This window comes from Arthrobacter sp. 05T420 (genome assembly GCF_056396305.1).
Genome location: NZ_JBFTLG010000004.1, coordinates 161622 through 187337, shown reverse-complemented (window position 1 = coordinate 187337; position 25716 = coordinate 161622). Strand labels below are relative to the sequence as shown.

At 66.0% G+C, this 25716-nt stretch carries 27 protein-coding genes and 1 pseudogene; 12 read left to right on the top strand and 16 right to left on the bottom strand.

Going from position 1 to position 25716, the window contains the following annotated elements; genetic code table 11:
• Nucleotides 1-102: 102 nt before the first annotated feature.
• Complete coding sequence (locus tag AC1DEM_RS06045; protein ID WP_476883659.1) at nt 103-933, bottom strand: class II glutamine amidotransferase; 831 nt, start codon at nt 931-933, stop codon at nt 103-105.
• Nucleotides 934-1166: 233 nt separating this feature from the next.
• Here AC1DEM_RS06045 and AC1DEM_RS06040 point away from each other — a divergent pair, with 233 nt between their 5' ends.
• From AC1DEM_RS06040 to AC1DEM_RS06025, 4 genes are all read left to right on the top strand, one after another.
• Nucleotides 1167-1610 (top strand): hypothetical protein, encoded by a 444-nt coding sequence (locus AC1DEM_RS06040; protein WP_476883604.1) that lies wholly within the window; start codon nt 1167-1169, stop codon nt 1608-1610.
• A gap of 95 nt (nt 1611-1705) precedes the next feature.
• The gene (locus AC1DEM_RS06035) at nt 1706-2092 is read left to right on the top strand and encodes a PLDc N-terminal domain-containing protein (RefSeq protein WP_476883603.1); all 387 of its coding nucleotides are present in this window, start codon (nt 1706-1708) and stop codon (nt 2090-2092) included.
• Between the two features lie 110 nt (nt 2093-2202).
• Nucleotides 2203-3357, top strand: coding sequence for an AI-2E family transporter (locus AC1DEM_RS06030; RefSeq protein ID WP_476883602.1), 1155 nt, complete (start codon nt 2203-2205; stop codon nt 3355-3357).
• Between the two features lie 39 nt (nt 3358-3396).
• The gene (locus AC1DEM_RS06025) at nt 3397-4065 is read left to right on the top strand and encodes a GAP family protein (RefSeq protein WP_476883601.1); all 669 of its coding nucleotides are present in this window, start codon (nt 3397-3399) and stop codon (nt 4063-4065) included.
• A 245-nt stretch (nt 4066-4310) separates the two neighbouring features.
• Here AC1DEM_RS06025 and AC1DEM_RS06020 read toward each other — a convergent pair whose 3' ends face one another.
• From AC1DEM_RS06020 to AC1DEM_RS06010, 3 genes are all read right to left on the bottom strand, one after another.
• Nucleotides 4311-4469 carry a hypothetical protein gene (locus tag AC1DEM_RS06020; RefSeq protein ID WP_476883600.1) on the bottom strand — a complete coding sequence of 53 codons (159 nt, stop codon included), beginning with the start codon at nt 4467-4469 and terminating at the stop codon, nt 4311-4313.
• Nucleotide 4470: 1 nt separating this feature from the next.
• Nucleotides 4471-4929 (bottom strand): DUF6325 family protein, encoded by a 459-nt coding sequence (locus AC1DEM_RS06015; RefSeq protein ID WP_476883599.1) that lies wholly within the window; start codon nt 4927-4929, stop codon nt 4471-4473.
• A gap of 275 nt (nt 4930-5204) precedes the next feature.
• On the bottom strand, nt 5205-6800 hold the full coding sequence (locus AC1DEM_RS06010) for an MFS transporter (protein ID WP_476883598.1): 1596 nt from the start codon (nt 6798-6800) through the stop codon (nt 5205-5207).
• Nucleotides 6801-7124: 324 nt separating this feature from the next.
• Here AC1DEM_RS06010 and AC1DEM_RS06005 point away from each other — a divergent pair, with 324 nt between their 5' ends.
• Both AC1DEM_RS06005 and trxB read left to right on the top strand, forming a co-directional pair.
• Entirely contained in the window at nt 7125-7769 is a 645-nt protein-coding gene (locus AC1DEM_RS06005; RefSeq protein ID WP_476883597.1) for a LysE family translocator, read from the top strand.
• A gap of 149 nt (nt 7770-7918) precedes the next feature.
• Nucleotides 7919-8932 carry a thioredoxin-disulfide reductase gene (gene trxB, locus AC1DEM_RS06000; protein WP_476883596.1) on the top strand — a complete coding sequence of 338 codons (1014 nt, stop codon included), beginning with the start codon at nt 7919-7921 and terminating at the stop codon, nt 8930-8932.
• Nucleotides 8933-8993: 61 nt separating this feature from the next.
• Here the strand turns inward: trxB and AC1DEM_RS05995 are convergent, their stop codons facing one another.
• The 4 genes from AC1DEM_RS05995 to AC1DEM_RS05980 form a co-directional block, all read right to left on the bottom strand.
• The gene (locus AC1DEM_RS05995; RefSeq protein WP_476883595.1) at nt 8994-10199 is read right to left on the bottom strand and encodes a DUF998 domain-containing protein; all 1206 of its coding nucleotides are present in this window, start codon (nt 10197-10199) and stop codon (nt 8994-8996) included.
• Between the two features lie 199 nt (nt 10200-10398).
• Nucleotides 10399-10905, bottom strand: coding sequence for a universal stress protein (locus tag AC1DEM_RS05990; RefSeq protein ID WP_476883594.1), 507 nt, complete (start codon nt 10903-10905; stop codon nt 10399-10401).
• 103 nt (nt 10906-11008) lie between these two features.
• Nucleotides 11009-11323, bottom strand: coding sequence for a hypothetical protein (locus AC1DEM_RS05985; protein WP_476883593.1), 315 nt, complete (start codon nt 11321-11323; stop codon nt 11009-11011).
• Between the two features lie 66 nt (nt 11324-11389).
• The gene (locus AC1DEM_RS05980) at nt 11390-12187 is read right to left on the bottom strand and encodes a dioxygenase family protein (RefSeq protein WP_476883592.1); all 798 of its coding nucleotides are present in this window, start codon (nt 12185-12187) and stop codon (nt 11390-11392) included.
• 140 nt (nt 12188-12327) lie between these two features.
• On the opposite strand from AC1DEM_RS05980, the gene AC1DEM_RS05975 reads away from it, so the two are divergent.
• Together AC1DEM_RS05975 and AC1DEM_RS05970 are read left to right on the top strand one after the other, a co-directional pair.
• Nucleotides 12328-12666, top strand: coding sequence for a YnfA family protein (locus tag AC1DEM_RS05975; protein ID WP_476883591.1), 339 nt, complete (start codon nt 12328-12330; stop codon nt 12664-12666).
• A gap of 8 nt (nt 12667-12674) precedes the next feature.
• Nucleotides 12675-13079, top strand: a complete 405-nt coding sequence (locus AC1DEM_RS05970; protein WP_476883590.1) for a type II toxin-antitoxin system VapC family toxin — start codon at nt 12675-12677, stop codon at nt 13077-13079.
• A gap of 21 nt (nt 13080-13100) precedes the next feature.
• Here AC1DEM_RS05970 and AC1DEM_RS05965 read toward each other — a convergent pair whose 3' ends face one another.
• Nucleotides 13101-14516 (bottom strand): aminotransferase-like domain-containing protein, encoded by a 1416-nt coding sequence (locus tag AC1DEM_RS05965; protein WP_476883589.1) that lies wholly within the window; start codon nt 14514-14516, stop codon nt 13101-13103.
• On the opposite strand from AC1DEM_RS05965, the pseudogene AC1DEM_RS05960 reads away from it, so the two are divergent.
• Nucleotides 14515-15470: pseudogene (locus AC1DEM_RS05960) on the top strand (DMT family transporter). The gene AC1DEM_RS05965 and the pseudogene AC1DEM_RS05960 overlap by 2 nt on opposite strands.
• Nucleotides 15471-15594: 124 nt before the next feature.
• Nucleotides 15595-16269: an FMN-binding negative transcriptional regulator gene (locus AC1DEM_RS05955; RefSeq protein WP_476883588.1), complete on the top strand. Its 675-nt coding sequence runs from the start codon at nt 15595-15597 to the stop codon at nt 16267-16269.
• Nucleotides 16270-16407: 138 nt separating this feature from the next.
• Here the strand turns inward: AC1DEM_RS05955 and AC1DEM_RS05950 are convergent, their stop codons facing one another.
• From AC1DEM_RS05950 to AC1DEM_RS05925, 6 genes are all read right to left on the bottom strand, one after another.
• Nucleotides 16408-16929 carry a hypothetical protein gene (locus tag AC1DEM_RS05950; protein WP_476883587.1) on the bottom strand — a complete coding sequence of 174 codons (522 nt, stop codon included), beginning with the start codon at nt 16927-16929 and terminating at the stop codon, nt 16408-16410.
• A 40-nt stretch (nt 16930-16969) separates the two neighbouring features.
• Nucleotides 16970-17692: an SDR family NAD(P)-dependent oxidoreductase gene (locus AC1DEM_RS05945; protein ID WP_476883586.1), complete on the bottom strand. Its 723-nt coding sequence runs from the start codon at nt 17690-17692 to the stop codon at nt 16970-16972.
• Nucleotides 17693-17712: 20 nt separating this feature from the next.
• On the bottom strand, nt 17713-18480 hold the full coding sequence (locus tag AC1DEM_RS05940; protein ID WP_476883585.1) for an SDR family NAD(P)-dependent oxidoreductase: 768 nt from the start codon (nt 18478-18480) through the stop codon (nt 17713-17715).
• Entirely contained in the window at nt 18470-19858 is a 1389-nt protein-coding gene (locus tag AC1DEM_RS05935) for an MFS transporter (protein WP_476883584.1), read from the bottom strand. Before AC1DEM_RS05935 ends, AC1DEM_RS05940 begins: the two co-directional genes overlap by 11 nt.
• A complete protein-coding gene (locus tag AC1DEM_RS05930) occupies nt 19858-20745 on the bottom strand; it encodes a polysaccharide deacetylase family protein (RefSeq protein WP_476883583.1) in 888 nt (295 codons plus the stop codon). Before AC1DEM_RS05930 ends, AC1DEM_RS05935 begins: the two co-directional genes overlap by 1 nt.
• Before the next feature lie 90 nt (nt 20746-20835).
• Nucleotides 20836-21855: an asparaginase gene (locus AC1DEM_RS05925; RefSeq protein ID WP_476883582.1), complete on the bottom strand. Its 1020-nt coding sequence runs from the start codon at nt 21853-21855 to the stop codon at nt 20836-20838.
• A gap of 286 nt (nt 21856-22141) precedes the next feature.
• Here AC1DEM_RS05925 and AC1DEM_RS05920 point away from each other — a divergent pair, with 286 nt between their 5' ends.
• Nucleotides 22142-23182, top strand: a complete 1041-nt coding sequence (locus AC1DEM_RS05920; RefSeq protein WP_476883581.1) for a LacI family DNA-binding transcriptional regulator — start codon at nt 22142-22144, stop codon at nt 23180-23182.
• A gap of 188 nt (nt 23183-23370) precedes the next feature.
• Here the strand turns inward: AC1DEM_RS05920 and AC1DEM_RS05915 are convergent, their stop codons facing one another.
• The gene (locus AC1DEM_RS05915; RefSeq protein ID WP_476883580.1) at nt 23371-24816 is read right to left on the bottom strand and encodes a PucR family transcriptional regulator; all 1446 of its coding nucleotides are present in this window, start codon (nt 24814-24816) and stop codon (nt 23371-23373) included.
• 120 nt (nt 24817-24936) lie between these two features.
• Here AC1DEM_RS05915 and pxpA point away from each other — a divergent pair, with 120 nt between their 5' ends.
• Nucleotides 24937-25716 carry a 5-oxoprolinase subunit PxpA gene (gene pxpA, locus AC1DEM_RS05910; RefSeq protein ID WP_476883579.1) on the top strand — a complete coding sequence of 260 codons (780 nt, stop codon included), beginning with the start codon at nt 24937-24939 and terminating at the stop codon, nt 25714-25716.

The window sequence follows — 25716 nt, the reverse complement described above, 5'->3', positions numbered from 1 at the left end:
CCTGCTGAGAGGCTGACGCCAGATCAGGAGCGCCCTGCGCTTTCACAGTGTCCTGTTTTTCGGCGGGCCGGCCGGGCAGGATGCGGCCGGCGGCATTACAGCTTAAGGAGCTGTCGGTGAGAACGGGAACAGTTCTTCCCCGCCTCCGTGCACCACGAGGCACGTCGATTCCGGTATTTCCCTCCACGCCCCCCGCAGGTCCCCCAGCGGCTCGGAGACCACCACGCGCGCGTCGGAGGAGAGCTCTTGGAGCATGGAGTTGTCCGGGTACTGGGCGCGAAGCGTGGAGATGTCGGCACTGTGGAACAGCGTCCGCGACATGCCTTCACTCGAGTAGCGGAATGCCCACGTGCTCTCGCCGTCCGTGGTTGCCACAGTCATCTGGATGGGGTATTGGATGCCGTGGCGCTTTCCGACGTCTTCAATCAGTCCAACCGCGGAGGCGACCGCAGCACGCGGGTCCTGCTCCAGGCCGAAGGTGAGCGCGACGTAGAAGAACAGTTCTGAGTCCGTCGCTCCCTCAATTAACGGAAACAGCGACGGCTCGACGGCGAAGGCCAAGTCGCGCTTGACCGTCGGGAAATCCGTGATGAGCCCGTTATGCATCCACAGCCAGCGGCCGTGCCGGAACGGATGGCAGTTTGTCTGTTGGATCGCCGATCCGGTCGTGGCGCGGATGTGTGCGAAAACGCGGCCGGCCGATGCCAGCGCGGATAATTCGCGGAGATTGCGGTCGTGCCAGGCCGGCTCGGTGCTGCGGAACACCCCGGGAGTCGGCTCCGATCCATACCAGCCAACACCGAAGCCATCGCCGTTGGTCGTCTCGACTCCCATACGGGCATGTTTGCTCTGCATGACGAGCGAGTGGACAGGTTTGTACAAAAGATCATCAAGTTTCACGGGCGAACCTGAATACGCGAGCCAACGGCACATGGCGTCCTCCTCCACTTTTGGATAGAAGTCCACCACGCGTTCCGTGCCCGCACATCATCACCCGGGGGTGATTCCGCCAGCTGTGGGAGGGTCCGGGCGCCGCCCGCAGGATCACCCGCGGCGGGTGACGCGCCTGCGTTGTCCGAAGCCAACACTGGTGGTACCTGCCAGTGATTGGGCCGCCAGGCGTCAGCCCATGAGGAGCGCAAGCCTACGGAGAGAGGGGCTTTGCAATGTCGAGACCACAACCAGTCCTGGCGCGGATGATGGCGCTGGGGGCAGCCATCGCGTTACTCGCCGGCTGCAGCACCACAAGCCCAAGCACCAGCCCCGCGACCAGCCAGACTAAGAGCGTCTCTCCGGTTTGCGCTGCCGCGGATGCGTTCTCCGCATCGCTGACGAATTTTAAGGACACGCTCAAGCCGGGTGTCACAGTGGAGCAGACTCAGTCGGCCCGGGATCAGGTCAGGAAAGCCTATGACGATCTCCTTAATGCCGCCGGTGACGCGGCCAAAAAGCGGGTGGATGCCGTCAAGTCTGCCCAACAGAAGTTTGCTGCCGCGGTCAGCGCCGTCCCCGACACCGCGACACTGAGCCAAGCAGTCAACTCCCTGCGGGACGAGGCCGCGAACGTGCAGGCCGCACTCAGCGACCTCTCGAATGACGTGGAGTGCTAGATCGGCCACCCGGAACCTGGACATGTGAACTAATCCCCCCGCGCAGAGCCCCGTCCACAAACAACGTTCGCCAAATGAAAGTAGGGAAGCCAAAAATGAATTTCTTCGAGAATTTTTGGGAAATTTTCTGGTGGCTGTTTATCTTCTATGCGTTCTTCGCCTTCCTTTGGGCGTTGTTCATGGTGATCGGAGACCTCTTTCGTGACCACGAGCTCAGCGGCTGGTGGAAGGTCGTCTGGATCATCTTCCTGGTCTTTGTACCCCTTCTGTCCGTGCTGGCGTACATGATTGCGCGCGGCAAGGGGATGGCGGAGCGGTCAATGGCCCAGGCCCGCAAGAGCCAGGCCGAAACCGATGCGTATATACGCCAAGTAGCCGCAGCGAGCCCGACTGAGGAGATCGCCAAGGCCAAAGTGCTCATGGACGCTGGAACCATCTCTCCGGAGGAGTTCGACCGGATCAAGAGCAAAGTAGTCGTCTGATTCAGATTGGGGAACCCTAATAATCGGGGAGCGTGCCGCAATGGACTCACTACTCAGCACGTCTCCTCGCCTCTAAAGCTCTGGAACCAGGTTGAACCAAGGAGGGCCCAATGGAGCCGGCATCATCGGAATCCGATCCACGTCCGGCCCTCCCCCGCAGCGTAACCATCCTGCTCGCCCTGGCCGGCGCGGCCGTAGTCGCTTTCGGCCTTGGTGCGATGCGAGGAATTGTCACACCGGTGTTCTTCGCGTTCGTGCTCACCTTGTGCGTTCATCCCGTGCGCCGCTGGATGCAAGGACGAGGGATATCCCGGGGCATAGCCACGGGGACCACCATCGCGGCCGTCTTCGGGTTGCTGACCGCCTTCGCCACGGTCCTCATTGCCTCACTGGCACAGTTCTCCGCGCTGCTACCGCAATATGCCCCCCAAGTGCAGCAGCTCGGCGCCACAATTGCCAGTGCGCTGGAGTCTGTGGGCTTTGGCCCTGAACAAGCCCAGGAAGTCCTGAATGGGTTTACTCCGAGCCGTATCATCGGGTTCCTCGGCGGCCTCCTGGGCAACCTTGCGAGCCTGGTGGCCAGCCTGGTGATCATTTTGACAATGCTCATCCTCATGGCACTGGATGGCTCGCGCGTACCGGTGATTCTGACTCATCTGAACTACCACCGACCGGCACTGGTCGCCGCGCTTGACGTCTTCGGAACCGGCGTGCGCCGCTATATGGTCGCCACTACGGTCCTCGGGCTCGCCCAAGGCGTGTTCAACTGGCTGGTCCTGGTCATCCTCCAAGTCCCCGGTGCCCTGCTGTGGGGGTTGCTCTCGTTCATCTGCAGCTTTATCCCCAACATCGGGTACTTCATCGCGATCGTCCCCCCGCTGTTCTTTGGATTCCTCACCGGTGGTTGGCCGACTGTAGTGGCCATCATCGTCATCTATGGCGGGATCAACGGCGTCATCCAGTCCATCATTCAACCGAAGTACGTGGGCAACGCTGTGTCGCTCAGCGAGACTCTGACCTTTGTCTCCGTCCTCTTCTGGGCCGTGGTCCTGGGCCCTGTTGGCGCCATCCTCGCAGTCCCACTGACACTCTTCGTTCGCGCCATCCTGCTCGATTCCGATCCTAGGATCGCGTGGTGGCGGCCATTGACAGGCGACCAGACGGATGTGGCAATGCTGCTCAAACAAGAGGACGAGGCGATCCGGGCCCGCCGCGGCAGACCGCGGCAGGGCCGCCCGGACACCGGCAGTGCGCCGAAGCCATGAAGCGCCGTCAGGGTGCTGCGCGGGGCCGGTGAGAGACGCATGCTGAGCACCATCACCAGCCTGGTGCTCTTCGGCCTCGCCGGTGCGATGAGCACCGTGCCTGTCAGTGTGACGATAGTGATTCTGCTCTCCCCAAATCCGCGCCGCGGCGCCCTGCCCTTCCTGATCGGCAGCTTGGCGGGTTCGATCATGGTGGTGGGCCTGTCGGCGGTCGGGCTGCAATTCCTTCCCGGCCGGCCGCCGCTTTTTCGCAAGGACGAACTGCTGGCCCAGATTGCCATTGTGATCGGAGCAATTCTGATTGCGTACTCCGTGTACCTCTTCGTGAGCAAGGGCCAGCGGGACAACGCCATGCTTGGCAAAATGACGTCGAGGTTCCGCTCCGCCCGGCCGTGGGAATTCGTCGCCCTGGGCCTGGGCTTGAACCTGCGTCCCAAGGCAATCCTGCTGGCCGTCACGGCAGGCGCCGTGATCAGCGTCCAGGAACCGCCGCCGCTGGAAGGGAGCCTGCTGGTCCTCGCCTACGCCGCCGTGGCCCAATCCGCCGTCGTCATTCCCGTCGCAGTGTGGCTACACTCACCGGAGCGCGCCCAAGCACCCTTGACTACTCTCTACAACTGGCTGCAGCGCCACGGGCGCAGGATAGCGGCGATCGTCACGCTGGCGATCGGGCTCTTCATCGTTGGCTACAGCCTCCTGCAACTCTGAGCGGGAATGCCGCGCAGATTGGAGATTAGGCCTAAGCCGGTGGCGCCGTGGATCGGGCGGCAGTTCGTTTGCTGGACTGCCGGGCCGGTAGAGGTGCGGATGTGCGCGAAGACGCGGCCGGCTTGCCTGGGCGGATAGCTCTCGGAGGGTGCGGTCGTGTGCCCGGCCGGCTCCGTACTGTGGTGTGCGCATGACCCCAGAAGGGTCATGCGCACACGTGGGTGCCGGGAGCCGGCTCTGTGGTGTCAGTCGCGGCGGTCGTCCCGCCGGTCGCCGCGGTCGTCCCGCCGGTCGTCACGGCGGTCGTCACGGCGGTCCCCGCGACGGTTTATCCCGTGGGCGACGACAACGGCCCCGCCGACGGCGGCGGCGGTCCTTCGCCTGCGTCGTGCTGCCAGTGGCATGTCAGGCTCCTTCCTTTGCTTCTTCGGCGTCGGCTTCGAAGGCGGCGATGACGGCCTGGGTCGGGATCCGGCCGCTGGCCACGAGCTGGCCGCCGGCCTTGCGGACGGCCGAGCCGAACGGAGCTGCCCACAGGTTTTCCCAGACGAGCACCGCAGCGGAGTGGCCTGGCTCGATCGTCTCGGCCAGGTCAATGACGTCCTGCTCAGAGAGCACCATGGCAAGGTCGGCCTCGGCCGTGCGCACCTCGCCGAGCTCGCTCGGGTCGAGGTCGGAGATTTCGGCCGTCTCGAGCGTGCCATCGTCGGTTTTCCTCAGGAACACCATGTCGAGCACCCTGATGAGATCACGCTTGACCAGGTCCTCCAGGAACGGGGCGATCTGGCCCTTGCCGAAGTCGGGCCCGGGGAACTCTACGACGAGCCAGTCCACCGGCCCTAGTTCATCCAGTGTCTCAGCCATACTGATGACCTCCGTTTCTCAGTGGGTACAAGGCAATCCGACGGACCGCCGCAGTTCCATCCTGTGCCTCCGGTGAGCCGCAGCGCCTCACCCGCCCCGGGTGACCTTACCGACCACATGAGAGTGGTGTACCCATTCTGGCTGCAGCGCCACGGACGCAGGATAGCGGCAACGCTCGCCCAAGCGATCGGGCCCTTCTTCGTCGGCTACAGCCTCCTGCAACCTTGAGCGGAAATGCTGCGCAGATCGGGTCTGGGCCGCCGTCGGCACAAGGCTCAGCCCAGGATGCTCCCCTCGCCGGTGCCGGCCGGCTTGGGGTCAGGGATCCGCATCATGCGGAAGGAGGTGCCGAGCCCGGCGAGGCCGGCAAGGATCGGGACGAACAGTGCGATCTGAAGGGCCAGGGGCCGTGCCTCCGTGTTGATGCGGATGATTTCGTTCTGGATGTCCTCCGGCTGGCCGGCGATCTGTTCCTGGAGTTGCGCGTCGCTCATCACCTGGGCGTCGTCTTCCAGTACCGTCGCGACCTGCTGCTTATCGTCGGGCGGGAGGACCGTGCTGGCATTCGACAAGCCGATGAAGATGGTCGACAACGATGCCAGCATGATGCCGCCGGCGAACGCGAGCCCGAACGATAACCCGAACGATCCCGCGGCCGAGTTCACGCTGGCGGCCTCACTGACCCGCTCGTCCGAAATCGGGGACAAGGTGTAGTTGTTGAGCTGGGATACCAGCAGCCCCAGGCCAGATCCTGCGATGATCAGCGGGATCAGGAGCCACCAGCCGGAGTCCGCGCGCGGGACGATCGGGACCAGCACCACCAAACCCACAATCAGGAACAGGAACCCAAACCGTATGAGGCCGGCCGGGCGCCGCCTCCCGGACCTCTTCCCGGCGAGCATCGCGACCGCGAACATGGTCAGCGAGAGCGGGGCGATCGACAGCCCTGACTGCATCGCGTTGTATCCGAGCACCATCTGAAGGTAGATGGGCAGCACGATCATGGTGCCGCCCAGAGCGATCTGCTGGAGCATTTGTCCCGTTGCACCAAAGCGGAACGTTTTGGTTTGGAATAGGTCTGGGTCCAGCAGTGTCGGCTTGTCCCGGCGTTTGCGCTGAACGAGCCAGTAGACCAGGCCGCCCAGCCCGACGGCACCAACGGCCAGGAGTGCGCCCACAGCCTCGCCGCCTTCCTGCCAGACCAAGATGCCGAGCACGACGCCGCCCATGCCCACAATGGACAGGAATGATCCGAAGAGATCCAGCTCCCGGGGCCCGGTGTAGGGCACGTCCTTGACGAGCCTGATGCCGGATAGGACGACCGCGATGATGAGGGCCTCAAGCAGGAAGGCGACGCGCCAAGACAAGAAAGTGGTGAGGAAGCCGCCGAGCAGAGGCCCGACGGCGGCAGCGATCGCGGCCGAGGCGCCGACCAGGGCGTAGACCCGGTGCTGGGCATCTCCCTCGAAATTTCCGTGGATAAGGGACTGCATGGCGGGAAGGAGCAGCGAGGCGCCAAGGCCGCCGATCAGGGCCCAGCAGATGATGATCGGGAGCAGACTCTGGGCCAGGGTCATCGCCACGGCGCCGACGGCGTAGCAACAAAGCCCGATGACGTAGGCGCGCTTGCGCCCGATCAGGTCGCCGATCTTGCCGCCGATCAGGATGAAGGCGGCGGAGACCAGCGCCTCAAGGGCGATTGTCGACTGGAGTCCGCTGACGGTCGCGCCGATGTCGTTCACCACGGCGGAGATCGAGACGTTCATGATTGACGTATCCACGACGAGGACGAACATCGCCATCGCCAGCAGCAGAGCGAGTCTTTGGTTGAACGGCACCGTCTGCGCGTCGCCGTCGTTGGGAGAGTTCATGGTTGGCCGTCCCCGCGGCGAGCCGCGTCCCTGGTCGTTTCACAGCCGGACATGCCGCCTCCTCTGGGCAGGCGCACGCAGGAGCACGGCGCTGCTGGAACATATCTCGCCATTGCTCACCGTAATGCGATGTTGTTGCCACGCTAGCGGCCACTTACCAAGTCCGAATCATTCCCGGCGGGTGAGGTTTCAGCCCCCATGATTCCGAAGCCCAGGGAACGCTGGCCACACCTGGGATGGCCTAACCTAGAAGACTGCCCTGGCTCAAATCCAAGGCAGTTTTTCACGTCCCACCAAGAGCCCGATCCCCGGAGGTAAACCAAGATGGTCGAACAGCTAACGGCCTTTGTGCTGACCTGCCTCGTCGTGGTCCTGGTACCCGGCCCGGACTTTGCGCTCGTCCTCAGGAATGCGGCCCGCGGCCCTCGGGCCGCAGCAACGGCCGTCGCCGGAATCATGGTGGGCAACACTATTCTTGCCGCGCTGGCCGTGCTCGGTGTCACGGCGCTGCTGGGGACATCGGAGGTTGTTGGGACCATAATCCGGATCGCCGGGGCCGCGTATCTGCTCTACCTTGGTGCCCGGGCGCTCGCAGAGGCGTTCGCCAGAGATCCCATAAAAGACAGCCTGCCCGCGGCACCCGGCTCTGGACGCCAACCCGGCGGGAGTTCGCCTTTCGTGCAGGGAGTAGTGAGCAACCTGCTCAACCCGAAAGTCGCCGTCTTCTACTTGTCTCTGTTCCCGCAATTCACTGTTGCCCCGTTGCCGCCCCTCGCCCAGCACTCCTTGATGGCAGGCATTTTTCTACTGATCGCGTTGGCCTGGTACGTTCTGGTGCTCAGCGCTCTCAAAAAGGTGACAGGTTTTCTCGCCAAGCCCCGAACCAGCCGGATCGTCGTCGGGAGTTCTGGCGCGGTCCTGGTCGGGGTCGGCGGCACGATTCTGACGCAGACGCTGGTCTCCGCATAGCCGCTCCCCCTAGCCGCTCCCTTCACCGCACCGCGCCGCCGCGCCACCTCGCGAAGGCCTGCGGGTCACCCGAAACGGGTGATGGACGGCACTGGGACCGTGTGCAAGTATGAACGCCACATGCTCTCCCGGAGGGATGGCGTAATCCAATGCCCCACAACCCAGTCGAGCCAGCCATCGAAGCCGCTGGCACCCAACAGCTCATCATCATCGGATCCGGCCCTGCCGGCTACACCGCGGCAATCTACGCCGCCCGCGCCGGCCTCGAGCCGCTGGTCATCGCCGGGGCCGTCACCGCCGGCGGCGCCCTCATGAACACCACCGAGGTGGAGAACTTCCCCGGCTTCCCGGGCGGCATTCAGGGCCCGGAATTGATGGACGGACTCCAGCAACAGGCCGAGAAGTTCGGTGCCCAGGTGGTGTTCGACGACGTCACCGAAGTACGCCTCGCCGGCCATCTCAAGCGCGTGGTCACCGGAGCCGGCGAGGCGCATGTGGCGCCCGCCGTCATCCTCGCCACGGGTTCCGCCTACAAGGAACTCGGCCTGCCGGAGGAGAAGAAGTTTAGCGGCCACGGACTGTCCTGGTGCGCCACCTGCGACGGCTTTTTCTTCCGGGACCAGGACATCATCGTGGTAGGCGGCGGCGACTCGGCCATGGAGGAAGCCACCTTCCTGACGCGCTTTGGGAAGACCGTCACGGTGGTGGTCCGCAAGGGCGAGCTCCGCGCCTCCCGCATCATGGCCCAGCGCGCCAAGGACAACCCCAAGATCAGCTTCGCGTGGCACTCCGCAGTCACCGCCATCCACGGCGACTCCAAGGTCACCGGTGTCACCCTGACCGACACCCGAACCGGTGAAACCCGTCACCACGGCGCCACCGGCATCTTCGTCGCGATCGGCCATCTACCTCGGACCGAACTGCTCGGCGGCCAGGTGGACCTCGACGCCGACGGCTACATCAAAGTGGACTCCCCCACAACGGTCACAAACCTTTCCGGCGTCTTCGCCTGCGGGGACGCCGTGGACCACCGCTACCGGCAGGCCATCACTGCCGCCGGCACCGGCTGCGCCGCGGCCCTCGACGCCGAACGCTACCTTGCCGCGCTTGACGATGCCGACAGCATCGCCACCGCCCTGGTCGAGGAACCCACCCACTCGTAGAGCGCAGCGCCGGGCACGGGCAGCTTCACGCCTGCCCGCTGCAATTGCGGGGACAGAACACTCACGGTTCGGCCGGGGTTCCGTCTGTTGCGCTTGGGGCAGGCCGGGCTGCCGGACCGGCGCGCTGTGACAGCGGGCGCGCTTGAAGGGTTTCGTCGAGCTGGTCGGCGTCGACGGCAGCGAGGTTGCGGATCAGGACGATGAGCCACGCGAAGACCAGCGAGGCGGCGATGAGCTCGACGGCGGTGAGGTTGTAGTAGCCGACAGGGAACCACATCACGGCAGCGACGACGATGACTGCCAGGAAGACCCATCCGAGCGCAGCGAAGGTCGCCGAGATAGAGGGTACCAGGGCCCGGATGCGGACGATCAGGGACGCGAACACCACTACCATGCCGGAAGCGAACAGGGTGTGGATCCCGAAGCGCTCATCGACGGGGAAGAGTCCCACGCCGGCGAGGAAGACGCCGATGAGTACGATGCCGCCTTCGAGCACCCCGACCCGATGCCGTGCCGCGGAGGTGGTCGCGGTCGCCGCGAGTGTCGTCGTCGCATAGCCCGCCAGGGTGGTGACCACGACGCCGGCGACGATCAGGGTGAAGTTGAACGCCACCCCGGAAACGTCGGAGCTCATGCCGAGGGCGCTGAGGTTCTCCTGCCACCATTGCGGGTTCTCAGCGGTGAGCATGCTCGTGAGTATTCCAATGACCAGGAATCCGGCGAGGAGTGCGGAGAGACGGTAGGCGGTCATGCTGAGCGCGGAGAGGTAAGCGGTGTAGGCGCTGATGGCGCCCGTGGTCCCGACGAGGATGGCCGCCGCCACCGGATAGAGGACGGCCCCGACGAACGCCTGCTGGAAGATCGCGAAAAGCGCCAGCCAGCCGAGCAAGAAGATGCACGCGTGGGCCAGTGCGAGGCCGGTGATGTCGATGAAACTGCGAATCCGGCTGCCCCGTGTTGATGATGACGGGGTTGATGATGACAGTGCTGATGATGACGGGGTTGATGATGCCAGGGCTGATGATGACGGGGCTGGCAGTGACCAGGGCTGCCCGCGTTGCACGCAACCGGCCACCACTGCCCCGGCCCCCAGAACCGCGGTGCCAAGGGCCGCCATGTCACCGGCCGATCCTCGTCCGGACAACGGGACAGGTTCCCGCCCGACCAGAAGGAACGCGACGACGCCGAGGGCCAGGAAGCTGGCGCTGCCGATGACGAGGGCCCGCGACTCGGCCGTGACGGCTGCGCGGTGGGTTGGATCCGACATCACTCACTTCGATTCGCTGGCGTGGCAACCGGTGCAGTTCCGCCGGCGGGGCCAGCCTGGGCGGCCTCCGCCGACGATAGCCCAACGATAGGACCGCGTGGGCTTGGTGCCCTCACCCAGAGCGGATGAATCCCCCGGTGCTGGGCGGGAGGGCGTGAGCGCCGTACCTATTCCCGCGGGCGGCATGGCCGGCCGCGGGTTAAGGCCCCAGGTGCGGAATGATCAGCACGGGCCTGGCCTGCAGACGTGTCAGGGACACGCTGACCGAGCCCTCCAGCAGCCGGCTCATCCGGGCAATCCGCCCGGGCCGCTGGCCGCCGACTATCAGCGCGGCTGCATCCGTGCTTTCCGCCAGCCGGCCCAGCGCCTGCGCGACTTCCCCGTTCAGCACCCTGAAGGACCATGCCCCTCCCGGCGGCCCGAGAATGCCCTCGAGGCCGCCGAGCAGCTGAGAGGCGGGGAATTCGGCTTCCACGTTGCGGGCGGGATCCAAGGAACTGCTGTCCACGACACCGGCCGGCTCCCACTCCGTGAGATAGCTTGCCGGGTCCACGAATGCGCAGATCAAATGCGTCCCCATGATCGCGGCCAGCCCTGCGGCAGCCCTGACCAACCGCTCTTCGAATGCCCATGGCACGCCGAGAACCAGCGGGCCGTCCGTCCACGCCCCGTCACCGGCCTGCCCGAAATCAGCTGGCGGTTCCACGGAACCCATCAGGTGAGGCCTGCACCCGCTGGCCGCCTATGCCCGGGGCGTGCAGAGAATCCACGCCTTCATTATGCCCATTGCTGGCCCTTCGGCGAAGGCATTAGCTCGCGGCGACGGCCTCCAGAGCTTGCAGCAGCGGCGTCGTCGGCCTTCCGATCAGCCCGGACAGCTCGCCCGTAACGGTAGCCAGCAGACCGGCTTCGGTGTCCACGTCCAGGGCGGCGAGGAATCCTGCGGTGCCTTCGTCCAGCCCGGCAGTGCTCAGCACCTCAACCAGCTCGGGTGCCGAAACCGGACGGTAGACCACTTCCCTGCCCGCGATCTTGGCGACCGCCGACGCCAATTCCTTGAAGTCCCAGGCGTAGTCGCCGGAGAGCTCGTACGTGCGGCCATCGTGCCCGGCGGAGCTGAGCACGGCCGCTGCGGCGGCCGCGTAGTCTGCCCGCGTGGCGCTACGTCGTGCGACACATATGCCCAGTGTTTACGTCAGGGTCCACGAGCGTTTGGACAGCCCGAACCAGAACCCGTCGATCGCCGTTTTGGCCTGGATGTCTCCCGAAGCGTAGGCGGCCCCGAGGGCAACATAGAGCGGAGCCCAGTGCTCACTGCGGGGGTGCGCTTCGCGGGCGGCCGGCGCCTTGTTCAGGAAGTCGAGGATGGAGTCGACGTCGCCGCGGGTCATGGCTTCCTCGGCCCAGTGGTCAAATTCGCTCGAGACAGCGGGCGGAGCGCTGTCCGGTCCGCCGGCGGGATTGAACCAGCGCAGGTTGTGCGTGGTGAAGCCTGATCCGACGATCAGGGTGCCCCGCTCCCGCAGGGGCCCCAGCGAGACCCCGAGGTCGAACAGTCCTTGCGGATTTAGGGTCGGCATGGACATCTGCACCACCGGCATGTCCGCTGCCGGGTACATCTCTTTCAGCGGAACGTAGGCTCCGTGGTCCAGGCCGCGGCTTTCATCGCGCTCCACATGGTGGCCGTGGGCGGCCACGAGCTTTTCCACTTCGGCAGCGAGCTCAGGCGCCTGCGGGGCGTCATAGGCCACCTCGTAGTACTTCTGGGCGAAGCCTCCGAAGTCATACACCAGCCCCGGATCGCGCCCGGTGGCGCTGAGCGTCACCGGGGCATTTTCCCAGTGGGCGGAGACCATGAGGATGTCCTTGGGTTTGCCGAACGTGCCGGACCAGTCATTGAGTTCACGGGTCCACGTGGCGTCGTCGGCCAGCGGCGGCGCTCCATGGCTAAGGAAGAGGACCGGAGGCCGGTCGGCAGTCTGAGTCATGGAAATATCGTACCTCGATTTTATTGAAGCTTCAAGTTTCTCGAAGGCTGCCCGCGGTCACCACCCGGGCGCGGCCCAAACGAGGAGACTGTGCCAGCATCGCGACACTGTCGTCAGCAAGGCAGTGCCATCATGATCAAGTGACTATCGCGAAAACGATCATGCTCTTCATCCTGGCGGCGGCCGCTGAAATTGGCGGGGCCTGGCTCATCTGGCAGTCCGTCCGCGAGGGCCGGGACTGGTGGTGGGCGGGGCTGGGGGTCGCGGCGCTGGGGATCTACGGCTTTGCCGCGACGCTCCAGCCGGACGCCCATTTCGGACGGATTCTCGCCGCCTACGGCGGCGTGTTCGTGGCCGGCTCCCTGGCCTGGGGCATGATCTTCGACGGCTTTAGGCCCGACCGGTGGGACGTCCTGGGAACAGTGATCTGCCTGTTCGGCGTCGCCGTCATCATGTTCGTTCCCCGCGACGCAGGCTGAAGGCGACAATGACCCGCTTTGTGATTGGCCCGGATGTGGCCCTCCATCTCGCCCGCGCCGGGGCGGCGATCGCCGACGAACACCACCTGGTGGCGCCGACGCTCCTTCGCTCGCAGGCGCTCTCGCTCCTGTACCAGTCGGTCCGGCGCGGCGAGGTGACGCAGGCCGACGCCGACCGTCAGCTCGACTACCTCCGCGGCCTTCGGATCCGGCTCCTCGGCGACCGCGTCCTGCAGCGCACCGCGTGGAGGCTCGCCGAGCATCTCGGATGGGAAGACACCTTCGCCGCAGAATACGTGGCCCTGACCCAGCTTCAGGCAGACGCATTTGTGACTCTCGATGCCGGGCTGGCCATGGCAGTTCAGGGACTGGTGATCATCGCGGAACCCCAGGCTCTGCTCGCCCTTGACTAACGTGGACCCTCCGGACCAGCCCTACCGGGCGGCAGTACGGTCGAGCACCTGGCCAAGGATCCGGGCGCCCTCCCGGAAAGCACCCGGGTTGGGTCCAGCGAAGTTGAGCCGGATGTACGGTCCCGCCGGCTCGGCCGGGAACCACTCGGTGCCCGCGGCGATAATGACCCCGGCGTGCTCGCAGTCACGGACAACCTGATCGACGTCGGTCCCGTCGGGCAGGCGTGCCCAGAGGTTCAGCCCGCCCGTGGGCACGTGTTCCACATGGGCCCGGGGGGCATACTCCCGCAGGCTGCTGACCAGCAGGTCCCGGCGGACCAGGAGCTGGTGCCGTAGCGCGCGCAGGTGCGTCTGCCACGCCGGCTGCGTGACGACGTCGAGCGCGGCCGCCTGGAGAACGCCGCTGACATACATCGATTCGGCCCCGCGCTCCGCCAGGATGCGGTCGCGTGCCGGGCCGCGCGCAATTACCGCAGCAACGCGGATGCCCGGGGACACGCTCTTGGTCAGCGAGCGGAGGTAGACCACATGGCCGGAATCGTCACGGGCGGCAACGGGCGCCGCAACGGTGGTGATGCCGAAATCGTGCGCCCAGTCGTCCTCAACCAGGAACGCCCCGTAGGACCGCACCACCTCCAGCACCTGCTCCCCCGCCCGGGCCGGCCACTGCGCGCCGGTGGGATTGGCGTAGTTCGGCTGCGCATAGAACACCCGCGCACCGGTCTCCTCAAAGGCGCGGGCCAGCTCCTGCGGGTCCGGGCCCTCGGGGCCGCTCGGCACCGGAACAACCCGGACACCGGCCTGCGCCGCAGCCAGAATAGCCCCCCAGTAGGTCGGCGATTCCACGAGCAGGGGCTGCCCGCTGCCAACCAGTGCCCGGAACACGGAACTGAGCCCGCTCTGGCTGCCGGGGAGCACGACCACGTCGCTCGGGGTTGGCGGCGTGACGCCGGCCGGCGTAGCGGTGCGGAGTTCATGCGCGAACCACGACTGCAGTTCGGGCAGGCCAGCGGCGGGGGGACGCGACAGGGCCGCCTCGCCCCGGGCTGCGCGCGTCAAGGCCGCCCGCACCAGGCGCTCGGGCAGGAGTTCCGGCTCCGGATAGCCGGAGTGGAATGCGATGACATCGTTCGGGGCGCTGCGCATGGCGGCGGAAACGGGCCGCAGCGGCGCCCGCGGCGAGCCCAGGGCGGATGTTTGCCAACCGTAGTCCGCAGGCCGGGCTGTCCGGACGGCCCGCACGAAGGTTCCGACGCCGGGGCGACTCTCGATCAGGCCCTGCGCGTCGAGCATGCGGAGCACCTTCTGCACGGTCACCGGGCTGGCCTGGTATTCGGCAACCAGGGACCGCGTCGAGGGCAACCGGGCGCCGGGCGCGGCATCGGCAATCCATTCCCGGAGCTGTGCCGCAATTCGCGAGGTGCTATCGTTGTACATGAGAGACAACAGTAGCGCTACTATCGTTGTTGACCAACCGCTATCCACCCGGCCGGCAACCGGACTGTGGTGGGACTACTCGGCGTCGCGGCCTTCTCCTTCACGGTTCCGTTCACCCGGGTGGCGGTTGCCGGGCTGTCGCCGCTGTTCATCGGATCGGGACGGGCCGTTGTCGCCGCCGTCCTCGCCGCATGCGCCCTCGCCCTGACCCGGCAGCGCCCGCCCCGCCGCGCCCAGTGGGCCCGCGTCGCCGTGGTCGCCGGCGGAGTGGTGGTCGGTTTCCCGCTGCTGACTTCCTTCGCCCTCGTCTCCGTTCCCGCCAGCCACGGCGCTGTCGTCATCGCGCTGCTCCCGGCCGCGACGGCGACGATGGCAGTCCTTCGCGGCCACGAACGCCCGTCCATCACGTTTTGGGCCCTCACCGGCGTCGGCGCGGTGGCGGCCATCGGCTTCGCGTCTGTGCACTCCGGCGGAATCGGACAACTGCAGCTCGCGGACCTGCTGCTCTTCGGCGCCGTCGTGTCAGCGGCCATCGGCTACGCCGAAGGTGGCAAACTGGCCCGCGAACTCGGCGCGTGGCAGACCGTATCCTGGGCACTTGTTCTGGCATCTCCCCTGATGGTTGGCATGGCCGCCTTCTCCATGGCCGGTCAGCCGCCGTCCGCCACTCCTGTGCAGTGGGCGGCTTTCGCGTACCTTGGGGTCGTGAGCATGTTTTTTGGCTTCTTCGCCTGGTACCGCGGCCTGGCCATCGGCCCCATGGCGCAGGTCAGCCAGATCCAGCTCGTCCAGCCGGTGCTGAGCATCTGCTGGGCCGGACTCATCCTGGCCGAGGACCTGACCTGGACCACCATCATCGGCGGCGCCGCGGTGGTCTGCTGTGCAGGCCTGGCCGTCCGCTCGCGCTCCGGTGCGCCCAAAGCCAAGGAGATGGCGGAGGTGAGGGCCCAATAGTCCCCCTGACCGCGCCCCGGTCCGGCCACGCCCTTGCCGGCACCCGCACCCCTGCCCCATCCAACGCCCCACACTCCGCAACCCGTATCCCATCCGCCATCCGCCATCCGAATGGAAGATTCCCGTGTACATCCCCGCACATTTCGCTGCCGGCCCCGATTCAGTCCAACAGCTGCTAAGCCGCCCGGCCGCCGCCAACCTGATCACCGCAACGGCGAACGGCATCCTCGCCACGCTCATGCCCTTTGTCTTCGACCCGACGGCCGGTGAACACGGAGCCTTGCACGGGCACCTCGCCCGCAACAATCCCCAGTGGTCCGAGCCTGCCGCCGGCGAATCGCTCGCCATCATCCAAGGTGCGGTCGCCTATATTTCGCCGTCGTGGTACGCCTCCAAGGCAGAGCACGGACGGGTCGTTCCAACCTGGAACTATTCCACCGTCCACGTGTACGGCAACCTCGTCATCCACGACGATCCCGCCTGGCTGGCCAGCCATGTGCGGCGGCTGAGTGATCACAATGAAGCCGGCTCCGAGCGGCCGTGGACTGTTGACGACGCCCCCGAGCGCTACATTGCCGGCCAGCTGCGCGCGATCGTCGGCGTCGAACTCCTCATCACCCGGATCGAGGCGAAGCACAAGCTGAGCCAGAACCGGCCCGACGCCGACGTTGACGGTGTGGTGGCCGGGCTGCGGGCCCGCGGGCAGATGCAAAGCGCCGCCGACGTCGAGCACGCGCGTGAAGCCCGCGAGCAGATTCGCTGCCCACACTCCGACGCCCCGGCCGGGCCTGCTTCCTGATGGCTGATGGCTGGCCCGGCTCCTGAGCCTGGCACCGGCCGCGCCGCTAGCCCGGCCGTTTTCGCTGCGATTTCGCAGCAGCGACGCGCAGAAGGTCCTTCGCTACGGGTATACCCGTAGCGAAGGACCTTTTGCGCGTCACGCGCCCGTTTCTATAGCGGAATCCTGTGCCATCTCGTGGCCAAGGCTCAGCACCCGGAGCGCCAGGTCTGCCGTGCCCAGCTCCCCCGCTTCCAGGTCTGCCGTGCCCAGGTCCGGAGCTTCCCGGTCTTCCGTGCCCAGGTCCCCCGTTTCCAGGTCCGGAGCTTCCCGGTCTTCCGTGCCCAGGTCCGCCGCTTCCAGGTCTGCCGTGCCCAGGTCCGCCGCTTCCAGGTCCGGAGCTTCCAGGTCTTCCGTGCCCAGGTCCCCCGCTTCCAGGTCCGCGGCGGCACTCAAGTCCCGCCACGTCAACCCCGGCCTGCCCCGCAGGACAGTGGTCCACAGCGCTTCGACGGTCGACACGGCTTCGGTGGCTCCCGTCGGTCCCGAGACCAGCCAGCCTCCGCTGGTGGCGGCCACTTTCGGGGCTCCCGGCCAGGATTGGCAGGCCGCGTTGATCGTTTGGGCGACGATCAGGTGCTGCCGCAGCGTCCTGGTCGGGCCCAGGACGGGATCGCTCACCACACTTCGTCCGCAGGCACCGCACATGTGAGCGTCCCTCCTAGGGCATGACGTCGCCGGAATTGGGCCCGAGTGTCTGCCCGACGTACAGATTGCCGCCCGGATCGCTGGCGAGAAGCAGCGCAGTCGGGGCCACCTCGGCCGCCAGCCCGAAGCGCAGCAGCGGCAGCCCGGCACGCTTCGCCGCCTTCCACTCCTCGGAGATGCCACCAACCAGGGGCGTTTCGATGGGGCCCGGGGCGATGCTGTTGACCAGCACGTTGTCGGCGGCAGTTTCAAGGGCCAGGGCCTTGGTCAGCCCCACGACCCCGGCTTTCGCGGCGCTGTAGTGGCTGAGCCCGGTTCCGCCCTTGATAGCCAGCTGGGAGGCGATGTTGATGATGCGGCCCCACTTCTGCTGCCGCATCTCCCCCACCACCTCCCGGCAGCAGAGGAAGACACCCGTCAGATCCACCGCAATCGTCTCGTTCCACATGGCCAGCGTCATCTCCTCCAGCGGCGATTCCGTCAGCAGGCCGGCGCTGTTCACGAGAATGTCGATGGTGCCGAGCTGGGAGCGTGCGGCGGCAAAGGCCGCCTTTACGCTCGCTTCATCTGAGACGTCGACGGCGATGCTTCCCGCCGCGCCCGAGCGGTCCAGGACAGCGACTCTGTCGCCATTGGCGGAGAAGGCTTCGGCGATGGCCTTGCCAATGCCGCTGGCTCCGCCCGTGACCACAACGGCGCGGCCCTCCGTGTTGCGGGAGGCCTCAGGGTTGTTCATGCTTGTCCTTCCGGGGATTTTTAGGCACGCATCTTGATGGTGAGGCCGCCGTCGACGATCAGGGACTGGCCCGTGACGTAGACAGCGTCATCGGAGGTCAGGAAGCCGATCACGCTGGCCACCTCTTCGGGCCGTCCCACGCGGCCCCAGGGGATTTCCAGACCGGCGCGCTGCAGGCCCGCGGGCCCTAGGGAGTTCACCGGATCCAGGGACTGCGGAGTTTCGATCAGGCCGGGGATTACGGCGTTGGCGCGGATGCCGCGCGGCCCCAACTCGGAGGCCACACTGCGGATCAGCCCGAGGACGCCGGCTTTGGCGGCTGCGTAGTGGGCATGTTCCTCCCACCCGTAGACGCCGCCGGCAATGGAAGACACTGCAACCATCGCTCCGCCGTCGGACATCCTCACGGACCCGGCGCGCAGGGTCCGCATCACGCCCGTGAGGTCGACGTCGAGCATGTCGTGCCAGCGCTGATCGGTCATCTCCTCCAGCGGTGAGTTGCGCAGGATTCCGGCGTTGGCCACCGCGTAGTCCAGCCGGCCGAACTCCTGGACGGCGCGTTCGGCAAAGGCGTCGACGGAGGGGGTACTGCGGACGTCCACTTCGTGGATGACCCCCTGGCCGCCGGCGGTTTTCACCAGGCGAAGGGTTTCCTCCGGGTCGTGCGGGTCGCCCGGAAAGGTGCCGATCACCGAATGCACGCCGCGGTGGGCGTAGTGGACCGCGAGGGCCCGTCCAATGCCGCTGGCCGCTCCCGTGATGACGGCCACCCTGTTCTCAGACGTCATGGGGGTGATCCTCGAGCAGGGCCTCGGCCGGCGGCTTCGCGGCGATCATTAGAAGGCCGGAGAACAGCGTTCCCGCCGCGCCGACCCACAGGGCTGCAGCGCCGGTCCCCATGCTCGCGGCCGCCAGCGTGAACAGGAACCCGCCGAGAATGGTGCCGGGCTGGCTCATGGCGCCGATGAAGGCGGTGCCGGTGGCACGGCAGCTGACCGGGTAGCACTCGGCCATGAAGTACTGGATCGCGGCGTACGGCCCGACCAGGAAGAACAGTCCAGCACCGTAGGTCACGATGATCATGAAGGGGTCCGTGGCGATGGGGCTGAGCATAATGGTGAACGAAATGCCGGAGAGAATCCAGCCGCCGATGATGGTCCGCTTCCGGCCGATCTTGTCACCGAGCCACCCGTGGAAGACGTAGCCAAAGTACGCCAGCCCGTTGATGACGATCAGCATCCAGAAGGCATCGGAAAGTTCCACACCCTTGGCGTTCTTCAGGACGGAGCTGCCGAGAATGCTGAAGATCAGGATGCCGAAGAAGTTGAAGATCCAGGCCAAGGAGAAGACGATCGTGTTCCGGCGCAGGTGCGGCTCCCAGATGCGCTTGAGCGGGGCCGCGGAGGAGTGCTCGACGCCGAATGCATGGGCCAGGGAGTGGGCTTCCTCGGTCTTGCCGCTCTTCTCAAGTTGGGTCAGCTTGTGGTGCAGTTCGAACTGCGGCGTCTCCTTCAGTTTCTTGGCAATGAGCCACACTATGACTGCTGCCGGAACGCACGCCATCAGGTAAAGGGCCCGCCAGCCAAGGGACGGAAGGAAGACGAGGGCGAGGGCGCTGGCGAGCAGGAAGCCCAGCGGCCAGCCGCCCTGGATGAAGGAGTAGTGGAAACCGGGACGCTTGCGCTTGTCGGCGACTTCGGTGACCTGGTAGACCTCGTTCATGTAGGTCGCGTTGACGGCCTGCTCCGAGAATCCGAGCCCGCCGAAGGAACGGATCAGCACCAGCAAGCCATTGCTGAGGAACGGGATTCCGGTGGGGATCAGGGCCGTCAGGCCGGAGACAACGGCGGTCCCGCCGATCGTGGTCATCATGCCCTTGCGGCGGCCGAGCCGGTCAATGACAGGGCCGATTCCGAAGCAGACGATCGCGGTGCCGACGGCGATCCAGGTGTTGATTGCGTAGGCTTCGGTCGCGGTCCAGCCGAATTCCTGCTGCATGGCCGGCAGGAGGGTGCCGAAAAGTCCGAAGTCGAACACGGCGACGGTCCAGGCACACAGCGCCAGCACGGTGGCGGTGGTTGTGTGGTGCTTGGAGAATACCGGGAAGCGGCGTTTTTCGTCCGGTGCGGGTTGCGTAAGATCGACGGCAGGCTGCTGGATGGTCATTACTGGTTTTCCTTTCGGGGGCTGCGGGCGAGGAAGGAGTCTGCGATCTGGTCGAACGTCAGCCAGCTGACGCCTTCGTGGGAGTTGATGTGTTCGATGAGGCGCTCAAGCATGAGCAGGACCTGGGGGCGGCCCGAGACGTCCGGGTGGATGGTCATGGTGAACGCGGCCTGATCCATTTCCCGGTACACCCAGTCGAACTGGTCGCGCCACATTTGTTCGATGTCCCGGGGGCTGACGAATCCGTGGGAGTTCGGGGCCGCCTTGATGAACATCATGGGAGGGAGATCATCCAGGTACCAGTTGGCGGGGATCTCGACGAGGTCGGTTTCCGTGCCCCTGACCAGCGGCTCCATCCAGGTCTCGGCAGCCCTGGTGTAGTCGATCTTCTTCCAGCTGTCGCCGACCCGGACGTAGTAGGGCTCGAAATCCTTGTGCATCAGGGAGTGGTCGTATTTGATACCGCGTTCGAGCAGGATCTCGTTGGTGACCGGCGAAAATTCCCACCAGGGAGCGACATAGCCGGTGGGCCGTCGGCCGGAGACCTTTTCGATGAGTTCGATCGAGCGGTCCAGGATGGCGGTCTCCTGCTCGCGGGTCATGGCGATGGGGTTTTCATGCGAGTACCCGTGCACGCCGATTTCGTGCCCGGCGTCGACGATCATCCGCGTCAGGTCCGGGAAGGTCTCGATCGAGTGGCCGGGCACGAACCAGGTGGCGGGCAGGCTGTACTTCTCGAAGAGCCGGATGATCCGCGGGCCGCCCACCTCGCCGCTGAACAAGCCGCGGGAGATATCGCAGGGCGAGTCTTCACCCCCGTAGGAGCCGAGCATTCCGGCAACTGCGTCCACGTCGACGCCGAACGCGACTTGGATGTCCTTAGTCATGAGATCAACCTTTCACTGCGCTTTTTGTTGAGGCTTGGCTTTTTGTTGAGGTTTGGACGAGGCTCTTGGTGAAGACTTGGGCGGGAAAAACTAGTCAGGGAGCGTGCCGCGCCGGGCGAAAGTCTCGGCAATCCGGGCGGCGGGCATGCCGAGCCTGAGCAGGAGGTTTAGCAAGACCAGCGATTGGGATGGCCTGAGCAGCCCGGAGGCGATGGCACCGGCAGCGCGCAGATCCTCGCCGCCGCCGTCGCCGTACACGGGTACTACGGCACCGGCTTCCACGCGAGTGCTCGTCACCACGACGACGCCGGCCGCCGTGGCCTCGGCGACAACCTGGCACAGCACACGGTTGGCGTTGCCCGTTCCCGTCCCCTGGAGCACGATCCCGGCCGCGCCGGCCTGGAGAGCGGCCCGCAGGAGGGTGGAGTCTGCTCCGGGGTAGGCAGCAACAAGGTCAACGCGCGGAGAACCGGAGTCCACGCCCGGCAACGGCAAAGGGGAACGGCCGCGCCGCGCCGCCTGGATCTCGACCTCGCCGGAGTCGGACACCGATCCGACGGTTCCGAAGTCCGGGTTGGCGAACGCATCGAGGCTCGTCGTGTGGCTCTTCCGGACGCCGGCCGCGGGAAAGATGGTCCCGGCAAACGCCAGCAGCACCCCGCTTCCCCGTGCCTGCGGAGAACCGGCGACTGCGATGGCGCGGGACAGATTGCCGGGACCGTCCGGTAAGTCGGCGTCGGCCGCCTGCTGGGCTCCGGTGAACACGACCGGGCGTGGATCGTCGTGGGTGAGGTCAACGAGGTAGGCCGTTTCCTCCATCGTGTCCGTACCGTGGGTGACCACAACGCCCAGAACCTGCGGATCCGCCAGGGCTTGCCGGATCCTGGCGCAGATGGCGATCATGTCGTCGACTGTCAGCAGGTACGAACCCTTCCGGAAGACATCGACGACGCGGACCGGATGTGCCGCTGGCACCCCCAGGCTGGCGAACACCTGCTCCCCCGTGTCGGACGCCACGGCGGCTCCCCCGGCCTCGGACGCACGGGAGGAAATGGTTCCTCCGGTGGCCAGCAGCACCACGTGCGGACCAACCAAATCTGTGACTGTCATGTCCACTCCGTTTGTTTGCATCCGTTTCCCAATGCTTACCCAATCGATTGGGTTGTTAACTAAGAGTTATCCCTGCCATGTTTCCTGCAGATGCTCCCGGAAGTTTCAAGGGGGTAGAGACTTCGCCGCCGGCTCCCGGGATTCCTTCTACCCAATCGATTGGGTATGTCGTTTGATTGACTATAGAATGTGAGGTGCGACACGTCAAGGGTGCCTGGACCGGAGATCCGCGCAGCATGAGGCACTCTTGGGGATGACGACCGTTTGGGCTGAGGCAGGGGAATGTATGGAAGAGAGCACGGCAGGCGGCCGCACAGTGACGCTGAAGGATCTCGCGAGCGAGCTCGGCATCCACCCCTCGACTGTGTCCAGGATCCTGCATTCGGGCTCCGACGTGGCACGAGGGGCCGCTTCCGTGGCGACGGCGGAGCGCGTGCGGGAGCTGGCGCGGAAGCGCGGCTACTCCCCCGATCCGCAGGCGGCCGGGCTGCGGACGCGGCGCACCCACCTCATGGGCGTGATCGTTCCCCGGCTTTCGGACCTCGTTCTGGCGATCATGTACGAGGGCATTGACGAGGCAGCGGCGGAACTCGGCTACTCCACCTTTGTCATGAATTCCCGCGACGACCCGGAGGAGCAGCGCCGCAAGACCGACTCCATGCTGGCCCGACGCGTGGACGGGCTGATCATCGGCGACGCGCACCTGGACAGCGGCCTGTTGCGGGAGCTGGCCGCGCGGAAGGTGCCGTTTGTGCTCATGAACCGCCGCGTCCAGGGCTTCCCGTCGGCCACATGTGACGACGTCCTTGGCGGCGAGTTGGTGGCCGACCACCTGTGGAGCCGGGGGCATCGGAACGTCGCCGTGATCGCCGGCGAGCCCTATGCCAGCACGGCTGTCGACCGGACGGCCGGTTTTGTGGACCGCTGGCGTGAGCTGGGCGGGAAGGTTCCCCGGAGCGCCGTGGTGTGGTCCCGTTTTGATACCGCCGGCGGACGGGAAGCGGCCGAGACCATCCTGGCTCACTGCAACCCCCGTCCGACTGCGCTGTTTGCCGTCAATGACTTCGCGGCCATTGGCGCCATGGGAGCCTTGCGTTCCCATGGACTCGGCGTCGGCCGCGACGTAGCGGTGGTTGGGTTCAATGACACCTCGCTGGCCGCGGAACTTCCCATCCCGCTCTCTTCGGTCCGCTCGCCCATGCTTGATATCGGGCGCACTGCGGTGCAGCTCCTTAAGGGCGTCCTGGACGGCCGGAAGGTCGAATCCGTCAGGCTGAAGCCGGTCCTGTGCGTACGGGAAAGCAGCGCCTTCGGCAACGCGTGGTGACACGGCAAGGGGATCCTCTCAGTCGAATGAGTCGAATCTGAAGGCCATTCGGGCCCGCCTCGTCCGTCAATCAATGACCCGACACGGCAGGCTCTCAAGCCCATGAGTTGAGATTAGTGATCCGTTTCACAGCGTCATATCGGAAGTTCGCCCAAGGTTGAGGCTACTTTTCGTGCAAGCTGCACATGCTATTGGGCGGCCGCAACGATGCCGAGGGCAAGCATGCACGTGGCGCGGACTTCGCCGTCCGACAGGTCGAGTTTCAGCAGCTCTTCGATTTTCCGCAGCCGGTAGCTCAGCGTATTCCGATGAATGAAGAGCTCATCGCAGACCTTCGCGGAGTTCCCGCTGTGGCGCAGGTACGCGTCGAAGGTCTCCCGCAGCGAGCTGCCGCCGTCGGAGGCCAAGGGAGCCAGCAACCGCTGGCACATTGCCACCAGACCTGGGCTGGGCAGTCCCTGCACAATGCCGGCGAGATCGGCCAGCGGCGCCTGGTGCACCCCGGGCTGTCCCAGGTGGCGGCGGGCAAGCTGAAGCGCCAGCGGCAGTTCACTGAGACCCGCGGATTCCGAGACGATGATGGAGAGCTCCGGGGCGTCCGTGAAGAATACCCGTGCGGCATCAAGCAAGTCGGCCGCCGCGTGCCGGTGCTGCAGCAAAAGAGTCGTAAGCCCGGCTTCCTCCATGAACCGCACCGTGCCGAACCCGGCCTGCAGCCCCACCCGGGCGCGCCATGCGATGGCGCGCAGTTTGGCGGGGGCCACCGCTGCTGAGCTGCCGATGAGCACTGCACCCCAGTCGCCGTCAGGATCGAACCCTGATTCGAGGGCGTAGCGGCGCAAGGGCGCGGACGGCTCGCCGCGGTCCTCATAGAGGGCCTCCATGAAGCGTGCGGCTTCGCGGGAGTGAAGGGGCGAATGGGACCCGAGGGTATAGCTCAGCTGCATGGCGATGACGGCAGCCACAGGGCCCAGAATGGGCTGCAGCACAATGTTGCTCCTGATCCCCGTGATGGCGAGCCTGAATTGCTCGGATTCGCCGCTGGGCAGGCGCAGCGCGGTCCGCGCGGTCCCGCCGTGGGCGGCACCGGCGGAAACGAGCTCGAAGGCGTTCTGGTCGATCACGGCCACCCTCGCATCGATGGCATCCGCCACCCTCTCCAGCACCTCCGCTAGGGAATGCCCGTCGGCCGCCAACCGGGTGCATTGGTCCGCCAGTTCCCACCCCTTCCGCAACTCCTCATAACGCTCGGCGGCGATGACCCGCTCCACGTGCCGCATGACCAGCAAAAAGGGGACCTGCGGCGCGAGCTCCAACAGCGGCAGGCCGTGCGCCTCGCAGGCCCGGAGCAGGCCGGCCGGCAGCTCGCTGTGGGCCGCGCCCAGGCCAAATGCCAGCCCAGAGACGGGGACGGAAACCAGCCGTTCCACGTACGCGTCCCAGGTCCTGAAGTCCTTGACGTTCAGGCCCATGCCGTTGGTCAGAACCAGGGCGTTCACGCTGAGGAAGGGCGTGGGGTCCATGTGTTCCGTGGGGGCGCACCACGTGATGGGCCGGGCCAGTCGGCCCTCGCCGCCCGCAACCCGGAGTCGGATGTTGAGATCGGCGTCGTCTGCTAAATCTGAAATTCGCACGGGACCCTCCCACTACGGCGGGGCTCCCCCGCCGGACAGTGCAATAACCATAATTGATGCCCGCAGATTCAGCGACCTGCACAATATCGGGCGTGTGAATTGCTGAGTAGCGTTGCACCCATGCAAACCAATGTGACCCCCGACACCTCTGCTGACACCTCTTCCTCCACCGCTCCCCCCGCACAACGGAGAGTACTGTTGAACTCCGATATGGGCGAAGGCCTGGGCCTCCACGAGTTCGGCAACGACGAAGAACTCATGCGCATCATCGACGTCGCCAACGTCGCCTGCGGATATCACGCCGGCGATCCCGACGTCATGGAACGGACCGTCGCGTTGGCTGCAGAGCACGGCGTGGCGGTCGGAGCGCATCCCGGCCTGCCCGACATTGTGGGGTTCGGACGCCGCCGAATGGTGCTCACCCCGGCGGAGGTCGAATCGATCATCCTCTATCAGACCGGAGCCCTGACGGCGTTCCTCGCCAAGCACGGGCTGGAACTGAACCACATCAAGCCCCACGGTTCCCTCTATGGGATGCTGGCCGGCGACGAGGACCTGATGCAGGCCGCCGCCGGTGCCGCCTTGCAGTTCGGCGTTCCGTTTTTCGGGCTCGCGGGGACCGCCCACGAAAGCGTGTGCCGGGCCATGGGGGTGGAATTCGTGCCCGAACTTTACGTCGACCTCAACTACGGTCCGGCCGGTGAGCTGCTGATCCAGCGCCGCCCGGCACCCACCGATCCCGAGGCCGCCGCCGAGCGAGTCAGCAGGGCGCTGGCCGGCAAGCCCGTCCTCGCTGTTGACGGCACCGAACTGGACATCCAGTTCCAAAGCATCTGCGTCCACTCCGACGCACCCAATTCTGTTGCAGTGGCCACCGCAGTGCGTGCGGTCCTGGGCTGA

What these genes read in the sequence shown, in the direction of transcription:
- AC1DEM_RS06045 (WP_476883659.1), bottom strand. Translation starts at nt 933, where the DNA reads ATGTGCCGTTGGCTCGCGTATTCAGGTTCGCCCGTGAAACTTGATGAT.
- AC1DEM_RS06040 (WP_476883604.1), top strand. Translation starts at nt 1,167, where the DNA reads ATGTCGAGACCACAACCAGTCCTGGCGCGGATGATGGCGCTGGGGGCA.
- AC1DEM_RS06035 (WP_476883603.1), top strand. Translation starts at nt 1,706, where the DNA reads ATGAATTTCTTCGAGAATTTTTGGGAAATTTTCTGGTGGCTGTTTATC.
- AC1DEM_RS06030 (WP_476883602.1), top strand. Translation starts at nt 2,203, where the DNA reads ATGGAGCCGGCATCATCGGAATCCGATCCACGTCCGGCCCTCCCCCGC.
- AC1DEM_RS06025 (WP_476883601.1), top strand. Translation starts at nt 3,397, where the DNA reads ATGCTGAGCACCATCACCAGCCTGGTGCTCTTCGGCCTCGCCGGTGCG.
- AC1DEM_RS06020 (WP_476883600.1), bottom strand. Translation starts at nt 4,469, where the DNA reads ATGCCACTGGCAGCACGACGCAGGCGAAGGACCGCCGCCGCCGTCGGC.
- AC1DEM_RS06015 (WP_476883599.1), bottom strand. Translation starts at nt 4,929, where the DNA reads ATGGCTGAGACACTGGATGAACTAGGGCCGGTGGACTGGCTCGTCGTA.
- AC1DEM_RS06010 (WP_476883598.1), bottom strand. Translation starts at nt 6,800, where the DNA reads ATGAACTCTCCCAACGACGGCGACGCGCAGACGGTGCCGTTCAACCAA.
- AC1DEM_RS06005 (WP_476883597.1), top strand. Translation starts at nt 7,125, where the DNA reads ATGGTCGAACAGCTAACGGCCTTTGTGCTGACCTGCCTCGTCGTGGTC.
- trxB (WP_476883596.1), top strand. Translation starts at nt 7,919, where the DNA reads ATGCCCCACAACCCAGTCGAGCCAGCCATCGAAGCCGCTGGCACCCAA.
- AC1DEM_RS05995 (WP_476883595.1), bottom strand. Translation starts at nt 10,199, where the DNA reads ATGTCGGATCCAACCCACCGCGCAGCCGTCACGGCCGAGTCGCGGGCC.
- AC1DEM_RS05980 (WP_476883592.1), bottom strand. Translation starts at nt 12,187, where the DNA reads ATGACTCAGACTGCCGACCGGCCTCCGGTCCTCTTCCTTAGCCATGGA.
- AC1DEM_RS05970 (WP_476883590.1), top strand. Translation starts at nt 12,675, where the DNA reads ATGACCCGCTTTGTGATTGGCCCGGATGTGGCCCTCCATCTCGCCCGC.
- AC1DEM_RS05965 (WP_476883589.1), bottom strand. Translation starts at nt 14,516, where the DNA reads ATGTACAACGATAGCACCTCGCGAATTGCGGCACAGCTCCGGGAATGG.
- AC1DEM_RS05945 (WP_476883586.1), bottom strand. Translation starts at nt 17,692, where the DNA reads ATGAACAACCCTGAGGCCTCCCGCAACACGGAGGGCCGCGCCGTTGTG.
- AC1DEM_RS05940 (WP_476883585.1), bottom strand. Translation starts at nt 18,480, where the DNA reads ATGACGTCTGAGAACAGGGTGGCCGTCATCACGGGAGCGGCCAGCGGC.
- AC1DEM_RS05935 (WP_476883584.1), bottom strand. Translation starts at nt 19,858, where the DNA reads ATGACCATCCAGCAGCCTGCCGTCGATCTTACGCAACCCGCACCGGAC.
- AC1DEM_RS05930 (WP_476883583.1), bottom strand. Translation starts at nt 20,745, where the DNA reads ATGACTAAGGACATCCAAGTCGCGTTCGGCGTCGACGTGGACGCAGTT.
- AC1DEM_RS05925 (WP_476883582.1), bottom strand. Translation starts at nt 21,855, where the DNA reads ATGACAGTCACAGATTTGGTTGGTCCGCACGTGGTGCTGCTGGCCACC.
- AC1DEM_RS05920 (WP_476883581.1), top strand. Translation starts at nt 22,142, where the DNA reads ATGGAAGAGAGCACGGCAGGCGGCCGCACAGTGACGCTGAAGGATCTC.
- pxpA (WP_476883579.1), top strand. Translation starts at nt 24,937, where the DNA reads ATGCAAACCAATGTGACCCCCGACACCTCTGCTGACACCTCTTCCTCC.